This is a genomic window from Acidobacteriota bacterium, from assembly GCA_016208495.1.
Lineage (GTDB): Bacteria > Acidobacteriota > Blastocatellia > Chloracidobacteriales > Chloracidobacteriaceae > JACQXX01.
The window spans coordinates 1-13,800 of record JACQXX010000142.1 but is presented as its reverse complement, the minus strand read 5'-3'; the positions used below and the strand labels follow the sequence as shown (position 1 = coordinate 13,800).

Annotated in this window: 9 protein-coding genes; 7 read left to right on the top strand and 2 right to left on the bottom strand. The window is 53.4% G+C overall.

Annotated elements, in window-relative coordinates:
- Nucleotides 1-69: 69 nt before the first annotated feature.
- The 7 genes from HY774_27235 to moaA all read left to right on the top strand — a co-directional run bounded on the left by HY774_27235 (nucleotide 70) and on the right by moaA (nucleotide 9,717).
- Complete coding sequence (locus HY774_27235) at nucleotides 70-1,728, top strand: c-type cytochrome (protein MBI4752198.1); 1,659 nt, start codon at nucleotides 70-72, stop codon at nucleotides 1,726-1,728.
- Entirely contained in the window at nucleotides 1,725-5,174 is a 3,450-nt protein-coding gene (locus tag HY774_27230) for a molybdopterin-dependent oxidoreductase (protein MBI4752197.1), read from the top strand. Before HY774_27235 ends, HY774_27230 begins: the two co-directional genes overlap by 4 nt.
- A 2-nt stretch (nucleotides 5,175-5,176) precedes the next feature.
- Nucleotides 5,177-6,304 carry a dehydrogenase gene (locus tag HY774_27225; GenBank protein MBI4752196.1) on the top strand — a complete coding sequence of 376 codons (1,128 nt, stop codon included), beginning with the start codon at nucleotides 5,177-5,179 and terminating at the stop codon, nucleotides 6,302-6,304.
- 200 nt (nucleotides 6,305-6,504) lie between these two features.
- Complete coding sequence (locus HY774_27220; GenBank protein MBI4752195.1) at nucleotides 6,505-7,374, top strand: hypothetical protein; 870 nt, start codon at nucleotides 6,505-6,507, stop codon at nucleotides 7,372-7,374.
- Nucleotides 7,371-8,030 (top strand): molecular chaperone TorD family protein, encoded by a 660-nt coding sequence (locus HY774_27215; GenBank protein ID MBI4752194.1) that lies wholly within the window; start codon nucleotides 7,371-7,373, stop codon nucleotides 8,028-8,030. Before HY774_27220 ends, HY774_27215 begins: the two co-directional genes overlap by 4 nt.
- Nucleotides 8,031-8,239: 209 nt before the next feature.
- Entirely contained in the window at nucleotides 8,240-8,671 is a 432-nt protein-coding gene (locus HY774_27210) for an Rrf2 family transcriptional regulator (protein MBI4752193.1), read from the top strand.
- A gap of 11 nt (nucleotides 8,672-8,682) precedes the next feature.
- Nucleotides 8,683-9,717 carry a GTP 3',8-cyclase MoaA gene (moaA, locus tag HY774_27205; GenBank protein MBI4752192.1) on the top strand — a complete coding sequence of 345 codons (1,035 nt, stop codon included), beginning with the start codon at nucleotides 8,683-8,685 and terminating at the stop codon, nucleotides 9,715-9,717.
- A 585-nt stretch (nucleotides 9,718-10,302) separates the two neighbouring features.
- Here the strand turns inward: moaA and HY774_27200 are convergent.
- Nucleotides 10,303-11,118 carry a ferritin-like domain-containing protein gene (locus HY774_27200; GenBank protein MBI4752191.1) on the bottom strand — a complete coding sequence of 272 codons (816 nt, stop codon included), beginning with the start codon at nucleotides 11,116-11,118 and terminating at the stop codon, nucleotides 10,303-10,305.
- 299 nt (nucleotides 11,119-11,417) lie between these two features.
- A complete protein-coding gene (locus HY774_27195) occupies nucleotides 11,418-13,358 on the bottom strand; it encodes a PKD domain-containing protein (GenBank protein MBI4752190.1) in 1,941 nt (646 codons plus the stop codon).
- Nucleotides 13,359-13,800 lie beyond the last annotated feature (442 nt).

Genomic DNA, 13,800 nt, shown 5'->3' with positions numbered 1-13,800 from the left:
CGAACCCCGAACCCCGAACCCCGAACCCCGAACCCCGAACCCCGAACCCCGACCCCGAAAAGGTGTGCTATGAACAAGAACAAGTATTTGCTGCTCTGGTCAAGTATAGGGGTTTTTGGGCTGCTGGTTTTTGCCGCAGTCAATGAAAACTTCTTGAAAGACTGGCGACGAATCCAGGGCGCCACCCGCTCGGCTGATGGTCCAATCGAAGTTCGGCTGCGCCAGGTGGTCAATCCAACGCTCAAAATTTCGGATCGCTGTGTTTCGTGCCACGTCGGAATGGCGCCCGGAGAACAGGGGGTGACGGGCCCCGCCGTGGTGGCCGCTCATCCGCCAGTGGTTCACGACCCAACTGAGTTTGGTTGCACAACCTGTCACGGTGGGCAAGGACTTGCCACTGAAAAGGCTGACGCACACGGTGACGTTCATTTCTGGCCGGAACCGATGCTCCCAACCCGGTACAGCTATGCTGGATGCGGCACCTGCCACGCTCCAACCGGAATTCCTAATTCAGCCAGTCTTGAAAAAGCCCAGAGCACATTTGAGCGGCTCGATTGTCTGGCCTGCCATCGGGTCAATGGTCGCGGTGGAACCCAACGTCCAGGCGGCGGCGGGATGGAAGGTCCTGACCTGAGCCGGGTTGGCGTCGCCGGGTATCGGCCTGACTGGTACGCACTTCACCTGCAAAACAGCACCCAGGCGACCGAAGGGCCATGGAAGACATCGTTTGGACCCATCAGCGACGCTGATCAGGCAGCGATTCAAATGTATCTGGCCACACGAGTTGGAGCGCCAAAGCTGATCGAAGCCAAGGCCACGTTTCTTTCACTCGGCTGCATGGGATGTCACAAAGTCAGTGGCATCGGAGGCGATGCCGGGGTTGACCTCTCGCGAAGTGGTGAACGAGACCCTGGACAACTCAATTTCACGCATATTCCAGGCCAGCCAACCTTTGCCAACTGGCTCGCCGAACATTTCCGGTCACCGATTGGCATTGTTCCCGGTTCGCAAATGCCGATGATGCGGCTTTCTGAGGCCCAAATTGATCAACTCACGATGTATGTGTTGTCGCTCAGGCGGCGCGAACTGCCTGGAACATATTTGCCAAAAGATCAGGTGCGGGTGCTCCGATTTAGTGAACGCGAATTTGCCCGCGACGGGGCCACGATGTACAGCGCGTTGTGTTCAGCCTGCCACGGCGCCAAAGGGCAGGGCGTTCGGTATCCGGGGCTGCCGCCGTTTCCAGGCATTACCAACCCGGATTTCATCAACCTGGTATCGGATGAATTTTTGACTGCGACGATCACCAATGGTCGTCCAGGACGAAAAATGCCGGCCTGGGGCGGGTCAGGGAGTGCCTTGAACCCCGAGGAAATCAAAGCCATCGTGGGTTATTTGCGCCAGGTCTCGGCCACGACACCAGTCGCTGAAACCATGCCGCCACGGTGGGTGAAAGGCAATCCAGTCCAGGGTGAAAAACTCTTTGCCGCCAATTGCAGCGGTTGCCACGGCACCAAAGGCGAAGGAAACGAAGGCCCGGCGCTCAATAACCAAATTTTCCTGAATTCAGCCACTGACCGCTTCCTGGTTGAAACCATCACCCAGGGCCGCCGGGGAACGGTGATGGCAGGTTTTTCACAATCATCCACGGTGCGACCGGCGCTGACACCGGCTGAAATTGAATCCATCGTGACTTTTATGCGCTCCTGGGAGGGGAAAAAACGATGAAAAAGGAACTTTCACGACGTGATTTTCTGAAAATGGCCTCCACCGCCGGGTTTGGGGCGCTCGTGGCATCGTCCACCAAAGTCTGGGGGCTTGATGCCATTACCAACCCGCTCGCCGTCTACCCTGACCGTGGCTGGGAAGCCGTCTATCGGGACCTCTGGAAGTATGATTCAAAATACACCTTCCTGTGCGCCCCAAACGACACCCACAACTGCATTCTCAATGCCCACGTCCGCAATGGCGTTGTCACGCGCATTGGACCGACCATGCGGTATGGCGAAGCGAAAGATCTGGCTGGGAACGGCACCACGCACCGCTGGGATCCACGCGTCTGTCAGAAAGGTCTGGCCCTGACACGCCGGTTTTATGGTGACCGGCGCGTGAACCAGTGTATGGTTCGCGCTGGATTCAAACGCTGGTATGAAGCCGGGTTCCCCCGCGAATCTGACGGAAAGCCACCAGTTGAATATTTCCAGCGGGCGCGTGATGAATGGGTGCGGATGTCGCACGACGAAGCGGCCACAATTGTGGCCGCCGCGTTGAAAAACATTGCTGAAACCTACACCGGCGAGGCCGGCAAAGAACGACTCAAAAAGCAGCACTATGACGAGGCCACCATCGAGGCGACCAAAGGCGTCGGCACCCAGGTTCTGAAATTCCGTGGTGGGATGCCCTTGCTCGGCATTACCCGCGTGTTTGGAATGTACCGGATGGCCAATTCGATGGCGTTGCTTGATGCGCACATTCGCAAAGTCGGCCCGGATCAGGCCGTTGGCGGGCGCGGATTTGACAACTATTCGTGGCATACCGACTTGCCGCCAGGCCACCCGATGGTGACCGGACAACAAACGGTGGAATTTGATTTGAATTCGGTCGAATACGCCAAAACCGTGGTGGTCTGGGGCATGAACTGGATCACGACCAAGATGCCCGATGCCCACTGGTTGACCGAAGCCCGGCTCAAAGGCACACGAATCGTCGTGATTGCCTGTGAATATTCGGCCACGGCCACCAAAGGCGACGACGTCCTCGTTGTTCGTCCGGGGACCACCCCGGCCCTCGCGCTCGGGTTTGCCCACGTGATTATGCGCGATCATTTGTATGATCAGGAGTATGTCCGCCAGTGGACCGACCTGCCGGTCCTGGTTCGGATGGATACTCTCAAATACCTCCGGGCCGAAGAAGTCACCGGCCAAAAGCCCGGCGAACTCAAAAACTATATTCAACTCCTGAAAGAAGGCGAAAAAGAACCGCCCGCCGCCACGCACACCGGACACGTGATTCCAGAGAAAATGCGCCAGGAATGGGGCGATTTTCTCTGGTGGGATCGGGCGTCCAACAGTCCAAAACCAATGACCAGGGACGAAGTCGGCAAGATCTCGAAAATCGGCGATGCCTTGCTCGAAGGCACGGTGGAAGTCCAGCTTGCCGATGGGAAAAAGGTCCGCTGCCGACCTGTCTATGATCTGGTGAAAGAATATGCCGCACACTTTGATCCAAAAACGGTGGAGGAACTGACCTGGGCGCCCGCTCACGCCGTTGAATCACTGGCCCGTCACTTTGCCAAAGATCCGGGTACGACGCTCTTTGCCATCGGCATGGGGCCAAACCAGTTTTTCAACAATGACAACAAAGATCGTGACATTTTCTTGCTTGCCGCACTCACGGGAAACGTCGGGAAAATCAGCGGAAACGTTGGTTCATATGCCGGAAATTACCGGGTGGCGCTCTTTAACGGGTCGCCGCAATACATCAACGAAAACCCGTTTGATATCGAACTCGACCCAAACAAGCTGGCCCGGCCCAAACAATACTGGAAACCCGAGTCAGCACATTACTACAACCACGAAGACCACCCGCTCCGGGTTGGAAACAAACTCCTGACTGGCGCAACCCACATTCCAACTCCGACCAAATCGCTGTGGTTTGCCAATGCCAATTCCATCCTGGGCAACGTCAAATGGCATTACAACACGGTGATCAATGTCTTGCCGCGCATTGAAATGATTGCCGTTCAGGAATGGTGGTGGTCAACCTCGTGCGAATGGGCAGACGTGGTGTTTGGGGTTGATTCGTGGGCTGAACTCAAACACCCGGATATGACCGCCTCGATCTCCAACCCGTTTTTGCAGGTCTTTCCACGCACCCCGCTACCACGCATTTTCAACACACTCGGGGATATCGAAGTTCTCTCTCTGGTCGGGTCCAAAATGGCGGAACTCACCAAAGACAATCGGTTTAATGACTACTGGAAATTTGTCCGGGAAAACCAGACCACGGTCTATCTCCAGCGGATTCTCGATACCTCGACCAACACCAAAGGCTATAAAATTGATGAACTGGAAGCCAAAGCCCGCGAAGGGATTCCGGCGCTGATGAACAGCCGAACCACGCCGAAAGCCGTTGGGTATGAGCAAACCCAGGATTCACAACCCTGGTACACCAAGACCGGACGGCTCGAATTTTATCGCGAGGAAAATGAATTTATCGAAGCTGGCGAAAATCTGCCGGTCCATCGCGAACCAGTTGATTCGACCTTCTATGAACCCAACGTGATTGTGGCTCCGAAAAATCACGAGGCCATCCGGCCCGACGGGCCAGAAAAGTATGGCGTCAAGCGGGATGATCTTTCGTGTGAAACACGGTGTGGACGCAACGTCGTCAAAACCTGGGCCGAAACCAAAATTTCGCCCCATCCGCTGGCCAAAGACGGATACAAGTTTATTTTCCACACGCCGAAATATCGCCACGGGTCACATACCACGCCAATTGACACCGATATGGTGGCGATTTTGTTTGGACCATTTGGGGATATTTATCGCCACGACAAACGCAGCCCGTTTGTGACCGAAGGCTATGTGGACATCAACCCCGTGGACGCCAAAGCCCTCGGTGTCGAAGATGGCGATTATGTCTGGATTGATTCCGACCCGGAAGACCGACCGTTCCGAGGCTGGCAATCAAACGATACGGATTATGCCTTTGCCCGCTTGCTGTGCCGGGCTCGCTACTATCCCGGCACTCCGGTCGGCGTGACCCGGATGTGGTTCAACATGTATGCCGCCACGCCCGGCTCACAGCAAGGTCAACGCGAACGACCCGACGGATTGGCCAAGAATCCACGCACCGGCTATCAGGCCATGTTCCGGTCAGGTTCGCACCAGTCCGCCACGCGGGGCTGGCTCAAACCCACATTGATGACCGATTCGCTGGTTCGCAAAGCCATGTTTGGTCAGGGAATCGGCAAGGGATTTCTACCCGATGTCCATTGCCCGACTGGGGCACCGCGTGAATCAATCGTCAAAATCACCCGTGCCGAACCCGGTGGTCTCGAAGGTGTCGGCTTATGGCGGCCAGCTTCGCTTGGCATTCGGCCCCGCTATGAATCGCCGGAAATGAAACGGTATCTGGCCGGTGAATTCTACACCGACGAAAAGGAGAAATAGCTATGGCACGCGTCTATAACTGGCAGCTCGGACGGGAAATGTCCTACTGGTATCCGGAAGACCGACCGGAAAAACAATTTGCCGCCGTCTTTGACATCAACAAATGTATTGCCTGCCAGACCTGTACGCTGGCCTGCAAAACCACCTGGACCTCCGGCAAGGGGCAGGAATACATGCTCTGGAACAACGTCGAGAGTAAACCATACGGGTTTTATCCACTTTCGTGGGATCTCAAGTTGCTCAATATGCTGGAAGGGCAAAAATGGAATGGCTCGGTTTATGAAGGCCAGACCATTTTTGAATCGGCACCGGCTGGCGAGCGCGTCATGGGCTGGCGTCCCGAAGAGTTTGACTATGCCTATCCCAATGTCGGTGAAGATGATTGTGCCGGCCACATCGAAAACGGCGCCAGTCTGGCCGTTCCGCACCTGACCTGGTTTTTCTATCTGGCCCGCATCTGCAACCACTGCACCTATCCGGGATGTCTGGCCTCCTGTCCACGCGGGTCAATTTATAAACGGCAGGAAGACGGCATTGTCCTGGTTGATCAAAATCGCTGTCGCGGATATCAGGAATGTGTCAGGGGTTGTCCCTACAAGAAAGTCTTTTTCAACCCGATGACCGGGACTTCGGAAAAGTGCATTGGGTGTTTTCCAAAGATTGAAACTGGCCTGCAACCCCAGTGTTTTGTGAACTGCATTGGGAAAATCCGACTGGCCGGGTGGATCTCCAAACCTGAAGAAGCCAAAGCGGATAACCCGATTGACTATCTGGTTCACATCAAAAAAGTGGCGCTTCCGCTCTTTCCACAATTCGGCCTGGAGCCAAACATTTATTACATTCCACCGCTGCACGCGCCGACGTCTTTCCTGACCCAGATGTTTGGACCGGGTGCGATTGAGGCACTTCAGACGTATCGAAATGCGCCACAGGATCTGGATATGGCGGGATTACTGGGTCTGTTTGGTTCAACCGAATCAATTGTCCCGAAATGGCGACGGGATGGCGACTGGGTGATTGGCATGAGCGAAGCTGGCGCAGAAGTTGTCCGGGTGCCGCTCAGAGAACCCATTCACGTCCGACCCGCCTTTGACAAGCTCTATCAAATCGGGCGGTTGAATTGTCCATGAAGTCAGTGGTCAGTGGTCAGTAGTCAGTAGTCAGTAGTCAGTAGTCAAGTGTTGGAATTTTGAAGTGCCTGTCAAGTGGATTTGATTCTATTTGAGTCATTTAGAAACAATTCTTTTCAAGAATTCTACTGATTCAACGATCCGGGTTTTGTCTACTGACTACTGACTACTGACCACGAACTATTCAGGAGGTTTCCCCTATGAACGCATTTCTGAAATATATTTTGTTGCTGGTCGTGATGGGAATCTGTATTGTGGTGGTCGTTTCTTACAAAAAAGCCGGACCCGTCCAAACCACCGAAGTCATTGCCGTATCAGCCCGTGAAGTACCAGTCAACCCAAAAGATCCGGCCTGGGACGCCGTTTCAGAGCACACCGCCAAACTCATTCCACAGGACCTGGTTGAACCACGTCAGATGAAACCAACCACACCGGATGTGCATGTGAGGGCGATTACGAATGGAACAGACATCGCTTTTCGGCTGGAGTGGGCAGACACAACGCGCAATGAGGTTCAAAAACCGGCGGCCTTTTCCGATGCCTGTGCGATTCAGGTGCCGACCAAAATTGAAGCCAACGTGCCAGCACCACAAATGGGCGAAGCTGGCAAACCAGTTGAAATCACAATTTGGAAAGCCGACTGGCAAGCCTGGACCAATGGCCGCGAAGACTCGATCAAATCCATTTATCCTAATGCCCAGCCCGACCATTACCCCTTTGAAGCCCAATCGTTGGAAAAGGGGTCACCGACGCAACAGGAAATGGCCAAACGATACGCTCCGGCCAGCGCGGCTGGCAACCGGCGGGTTGGCCCGCGTGACAACCCGGTGGAAGATTTGATTTCCGAAGGCCCCGGCACGATTACCCCTGTCGCCCGAGGTGCCCGGGGGCTTGGCATCCGGACTGAAACTGGCTGGCAGGTGGTGATTGTCAGAAAGCTTCCAACGGGGCTATCTCCGCAGGTTCGATCCCAGATTGCCTTTGCTGTTTGGGAAGGCAGTCACCAGGAAGTCGGCGCCCGGAAGATGCGAACCGGCTGGGTGCCTTTACACATGAAGGTGGGACCATGAGTAATCCGAAACGTTCCCTTGATCCAAAACTGGTGCAGCTCTTCCAGGAATCATCTGACTGGCGGCTCCTGAGCCTGCTGTTTGACTGCCCGCGCCGCCACTGGCAACGTGAAATCACCAAACTTTCGGCTCAAACAAATGACCTCGACCTGAAAGAGGCAGCCACCGCCGCGCTTCAGGAAGCCTCCGAAGGGTTTTACCATTCAATTTTTGGTCCTGGAGGACCGGTTCCAGCCCGTGAAATCAGTTATGTTGCCATGGTGCAGCCAGGATACCTGCTTTCGGAACTGGCCTGTTATTACGCCGCCTTTGGATATCAACCTGCTTCGCGCGAAGCCCCGGATCATATTGCGATTGAAGCTGGCTTTCTCAGTTACCTGCGACTGAAAGAAGCCTTTGCCCTGGCCGCAAACGACACCGAATCAGCCCAGATTACATCTGAAACGGCAGCGCATTTTGTCACTGATCACTTGTCTGTGTTCGCCGGGCAATTTTCGCAATCCCTCATCACTTCGGAAGTCCCCTATCTGGCCAAAGCCGGACAATCATTTCTGCGGCGTCTTGGCCCACCCAAGACGCTTCCGATGTACCCTGGCCCGCCTCATCAAACTTTTGACCAGGAAGCGGAATGCGGATTTGACTGCGGGGAACTCTGAAAACCGTTCCGGGTTCGGGTTTCTGAAGGGATGAGGGATGAAAGAAATCACCTTGTCACCTTGTCAGTTGGTCATCTGGTCAGGAATTGGGACTTCGGGTTCCGGGTGTTCGAACGTGTTTTCTTTTGGTCCTTTTCGTCCCTTTTGTCCTTTTTGTATTTATTTTGCTCTGAAACCTGGAATCCAGGAAATCCCGGAGGGCAGTCGCCATGATTCTCTCAAAAGCCACCGGATATGGAATCAGAGCGTTGGTTTATCTGGCCCAGCAAACCCAGGGACGGCCATGCGGTTTGCGTGAAATCGCCGACGCCGAGGTCATTCCGTCAGTCTATCTTCGAAAGATTTTGGGCGAGCTTCGCCGCCATCGAATTCTCAAATCAAGCAAAGGCATCCACGGCGGGTACGAACTGTTTCGCACCCCCGAACAAATCACGCTCTGGGAAGTGTTTCAAATCCTCGACCCGAACCCGGAATTTGTTGAATGTCCTTATTGCCAGAGTACCAGTCTTCACAACGGGCAATGTCCATTGCACGAAGACTGGAACCGGATTCGAGCTGAGTTTTTCGAACTCTTGAAGAACAAAACTATTGCCCAGATGAAAAAGGGTGATCAAGAAACCCGCCTGAAGGCGGAACTCTGAACGCCAACCCTATGTTTCAACCGACGAATGGCCAGCCAGTCCACGATACATTCCCGCCAAATCTGTGTGATTCATTTGGCCGGGTGATTCGTAATGTGCGGATGTCGGTGACGGACCGGTGCAACTTTCGGTGTGTGTATTGTATGCCGCCAACAGGGTTGTCCTGGGTTGACAAGCCGGAACTCTTGACGTTTGAAGAGCTTCACCGGCTGGCTGAGATTTTTGTTGAACTGGGAGTGACGCGAATCAGACTCACAGGAGGCGAACCACTCCTCCGCCAGGGATTACCGGTTCTGATCAGCCAACTGGCTGGAATTTCAGGTGTTTCGGATCTGGCGCTCACCACCAATGGATTTTTACTCGGAGACTCCTTACCTGACCTCATTGATGCCGGACTGAGCCGGGTGACGATGAGTCTGGACTCGTTGAATCCAACAACCTTCTGGGCCATGACCCGAAAAGCGGCTTTGCCAAAAGTGCTTGAAACCATTGACCAGGTCCAGCAATCCAGGTTGTCCCCACTGAAAATCAATTGTGTCGTGATGCGAGACGTCAATGACCACGAAATCCTTGATTTTGTGAGCTTTGCCCGTGAAACCGGAGTCGCTGTCCGATTTATCGAATATATGCCGCTCAATGGACCAAACCAGTGGCGGCCCGAAGTGATGGTTTCAGGCGACGAAATCCTGGAGCGCATTCAACAACAATTTCAATTGAGACCAGTGTTTCCGGCCAGCCCAAGTGAAACCGCGCTTCGGTTTCGGTTTGCCGATGGAAGCACGGGTGAAATCGGAATCATTGCCTCGGTCACCCGTCCGTTTTGTAATGCGTGCAGCCGGATTCGACTCACGGCGGATGGAAAACTCAAAACCTGCCTGTTTGCCCATCAGGAATACGACCTGCGTGGACCGCTCCGAGCTGGAGCATCGCGAAGTGCGTTAAAAGACCTCATTTGTAATGCAGTCTTTCACAAAGGACCTGGCCACACGATCAACTCACCGGAATTTCTGGCCCCAACCCGGACAATGTCCGAAATTGGCGGGTAACCTTAGTACAAGTCCCCATAAAAGGGGGATGAAATTCGATCACTCGGTGGGAGAAACATTGGGTTTCGCCCGGATGGGCGCTGTGGAAGGGTGTTCGATCCCTTTTCCCTCGGGGGGGGACGACTCATAAGCGTCAGGAGAAAGAAGTTTGAGTCTGTGCGAGACAAGGAGACGGGGAGACACGGAGACAATTCACCAGGTTTGTCAGGTTGAATCAGTTCCGATTGAGAGCGGGGGAAGGCGACCAGTTGTTTTTTCTCCCTGTCTCCCTGTTTCCCGGTCCCCTTGTCCAGATCGGGCTCTGGTTCCTTCTCCTGGCGCTTATGGGGTTCGGCCCCTCGCTCACGATTCTGTTCCAGTGCCCGTCCGGGCGCGAACCAATCCAGATCGAAGACCCGGTGGTGTGCCCAAAACAGCAAACCACCGGCTGTTCTCCGGCGTCCATCCGGGCGAAAGCTGAAATTCCATCCCTTATTTGTGGGAACTTGTACTTAGGCAGCGACTAAGAACCAAAACCACTTCAACTCTTCAAAGGTTAAATGATTGAAGGAGTTGTGTTTCCCTGAGCCCGGAACTCTAAAAACATCACTCTGAAACTTTGGCCGGAACCAGCGGTACGTCGTGATATTGGTGCTGCATGGCCACCATCATCTTGAGCGCCATAAACCGTCGGCGGATAGTTTCAGTTCCCTTGAGCACACGTGGCACCTGCTCCAGCATATACTGCGTTCGAACTTCACCCGTGAAGGTATCCGCTACTTCCAGCACAGCCTTCAACCGATCAATTCGGCTGCCTGTCATCGCTATAAAGGCAGCCTGGTCAATGAGTTCATAACGGCGGCGGTTGAGCTCGACTTCACGGCTATGTTCTGGACCAAGTGAAGCCAGATAGGTTAAGTGATCTTCAACCCAGCGCAGGTGTTTTTCTTCATCCCGGCGAATGACTTCCAGCACCGGGCGGACGACCTGATGGTTGGGTAATGCCTTTACCAACAGGTTGAACATTTCAAGTGCCCGTTTTTCGATCTGAAGCAACCCAGCCAGCAATTCAATGAGGCTCGGCAGATGCTGGGCCGAATGCCCGGTTAAACACCAAAACTCTGTCATAAACGTTTCGCCATCAACCGGTTTTGGCATGCCGCCAATTTCGATCAGTAACACTTCGAGCATTTGTGTGTGGCGTGCCTCGTCTTCGGTGTGCTGCCGAAGTCGGGCCGCATATTTGGGTAAGAGTTTTTCTGCTTGCATAATAAGCAGCAACTGAGCTTCACTTTCTTTGGTAACCCGCATCCGATTGATCATTTCCCGCAGCACTTCCGGATATTGAGCTGCTGCTGCTGCTAAAACGCTTTGCTCGTCAAATTTGTCGGCATTAAATCGTGTCATATGCTTGAAGTTCATATCTTTGCTTCCTGGTGAAATGCGCGGCCTGCTCCGGCCTGAAAATTTGATTAGGGCGGCAACGTTTGAAAAGGGCCCGAGTCACAGGGGCAACTCACGGAATTTTCAGCTCCTACACAGACAATGGGCCGGCCACTTGCTTCGCAGGTTTCAAAGGCAATTTTCTTTTAAATCAATACCTTGCGAAAATCCCAATCCTTTCCAAACAGTCTCTTAGACAAAATGAGCCACCGCTGAGAAACACCGCCCATTTCCATCTCTTCACTGTGCTGCCAATTGAAACAAAGAACGAACGAAAGCTATCCCACCCTAACTTCAGCGGTGTTTGAATAAGCCGAATACTTTTTGGTGGTTCGATTGTAGGCCCGTACCCGATACAAATAGGTGCCAGGTGCCAGGGTTTGGCTAAAGGTTGTGGTATTGACCGCCAGTGAAGTCGTCTGGATAAATCGGCCAGAACTCTTTGGCGCACGCTCGACCACAAAATTGGTTTCGTTGGTTGAATTATCCTGCCATCGAACCGTAACCCGACGGGAAGTGGCAGTAGCCGTTAGATTCGAAGGTGCCGGAATGATATTTGGATCCGGCGGCGGTGTGGTTGATGCCAGAACTATAGCCACCACTGAGGTCGAAGCCGTATTTCCAGCGTTATCCGTGACCGTGAGCGTAACCGGATAATTCCCGGCAGTTGGATAGGTATGTGAAACGATGCTACCCGAACCAGTTGTGTTATCGCCAAAGTTCCAGGCGTAGGAAACAATCGTCCCATCCAGGTCAGTCGAAAGTAACCCACCATAAAAGGCTACATTCGCCGGGGCTAGTGCTTTTGGCGGGTTAAAGTAAATCACGGCAATCACAGGAGGTTGTGAATTTCCAGCCGTGTTGACCTGCAGGGCAAATGAAAATTCAGAGGTGTTGCCAGTAGGGTCAGTTGCAGTGGCCGAAATGAACCTGGTTGAGGAAACAGCAACCGGAACGGTAGATGTAAAAGTGGCATTCCCCGTCCCATCAGTTGTAACCGAGGTTGTACCAATCAATTCCTGCCCTTCATATTGAAACGAAGTGACAGCGTCGTTGGCGAAAAACTCAAGCTGGTAGGTGGTGTTGGGGCGACTGTTGAGTGTTCCCTGAATGGTGGTTGAACCACCACTTGAAGCAACACTGGTAATGGTTGGGAAGTTTTGCAACCCATTTGCACCTGTGTCGGCATCTCCCAGATCATTCTCCGTCAATCCGTCATTTTTCAGATCATTCTCTGTCGATCCGTCATCATCAATTTTGACCAGGTTGATTCCAAACAGGGTGTTTGAATAAATCGCATTTCGTGAAACCAGGATGTTGGAGGGACTGGGAGTAATCACAGGATGTCCAATTTCGACTCCATGCCCATAGTTGAAAGCAATCCGATTTCCGGCTCCTGGCAGAGCGCCGCCGACACCGTTGTTGTGGCCGGATGGAATGTAGATACCGCCACCAAAGTTGGGAAGGCTAGCCATTCCAGCGAGATCGGTTCCAATTGAATTTCCCTGAATCTGGTTGCTATTCCCATTTTGGGACCTCACCCCCGCAAAAAAACCAAACCCAGAAAGACTCCCAAACCCGTTCCCGGAAATAACATTTCTTGAAGCCGCAGTCGTTCCGCCGACTAAATTATTTGAGCCTGTAACCAGGATTCCGGCTCCCTGGTTAGATTGAATGAAATTACCTTCGATAATGTTGTTGTCACTGAAAATCTCAAAACCATTACCACCTCGGCCATTGATAGGGTCATAGGATTGATTCCCACTCTGGGCGATTCCACGAATCACAACACTCCCCGAGAATTGTAAACACCCTAACCGTGCCAGAGAGCCGGTAAACGAAATAATCGGTGTTCCAGCAAATCCGGGTTGGGTGGTGGCATCAAGCGTGGCGGATTCGGTAAAGTCGAAAACTGGATTCAAAATAGCCCCGAAGAGAGAATCAAACCGGATGGTTTGAGGCCCGCCGGGTGCAATATTGAAGGTGATCAAATCGGCGCCGGGACTGGCATTAGCTTCGCCGATTGCCGCACCCAGGGAACAGTTCCCATTAAAATCCCGACAGATTCCATCCCCAGGATTGATATCCCCAGAACTTGATGACGCATCGGCGGTGTTGATGACAAAGGTGTGAACCGGTGCGGTTAAAGCAACGGCTGGCTGGGGGTCTCCGGCGCGGAGAATCACCAGATCGTTCAATCCATCTACGTTGAGCCGCATCGGCAGCACGGCCACCGGGGCACGTTGAGTGTCAAAGGTCACCGGAGCCACCGGGTTGCTGCTCATCGTCCGTTTGGCCACTGACTCACTTTCTTGATCCAGAACAATGTGGAGTTGATTCGTTTGGTCCAACACCACCAGATCATCCGATCCGGTTGTTGAAACCCGTGCGGTCACCAGTGATGTTGCCCCGGTCCATTGCCCGCGCACCGTAAACTCACTGGAATCAGGTGTTCCAACCATCAGGTGACCTTCATCGGTCAAGAGTGCCAGTTGTTGTGGCCGGTTTTGATAAAACTGCCCGGTCGCAATGGCTTTGGTCACAAATGGCACTGATTGGGTGTGGTCGGCTTTCAATTCATTTCCAGCCAGTAAGCTCCTTTCCTGGAACAATAGCAACTGGTTCCCAACCGCCACGATCAAGTCAGCCGTTGATGTTTCT

Excerpts from the sequence above, each read along its gene's own strand:
- HY774_27235 (MBI4752198.1), top strand. The coding sequence starts at position 70 with ATGAACAAGAACAAGTATTTGCTGCTCTGGTCAAGTATAGGGGTTTTT.
- HY774_27230 (MBI4752197.1), top strand. The coding sequence starts at position 1,725 with ATGAAAAAGGAACTTTCACGACGTGATTTTCTGAAAATGGCCTCCACC.
- HY774_27225 (MBI4752196.1), top strand. The coding sequence starts at position 5,177 with ATGGCACGCGTCTATAACTGGCAGCTCGGACGGGAAATGTCCTACTGG.
- HY774_27220 (MBI4752195.1), top strand. The coding sequence starts at position 6,505 with ATGAACGCATTTCTGAAATATATTTTGTTGCTGGTCGTGATGGGAATC.
- HY774_27215 (MBI4752194.1), top strand. The coding sequence starts at position 7,371 with ATGAGTAATCCGAAACGTTCCCTTGATCCAAAACTGGTGCAGCTCTTC.
- HY774_27210 (MBI4752193.1), top strand. The coding sequence starts at position 8,240 with ATGATTCTCTCAAAAGCCACCGGATATGGAATCAGAGCGTTGGTTTAT.
- moaA (MBI4752192.1), top strand. The coding sequence starts at position 8,683 with ATGTTTCAACCGACGAATGGCCAGCCAGTCCACGATACATTCCCGCCA.
- HY774_27200 (MBI4752191.1), bottom strand. The coding sequence starts at position 11,118 with ATGAACTTCAAGCATATGACACGATTTAATGCCGACAAATTTGACGAG.
- HY774_27195 (MBI4752190.1), bottom strand. The coding sequence starts at position 13,358 with ATGCGGCTCAACGTAGATGGATTGAACGATCTGGTGATTCTCCGCGCC.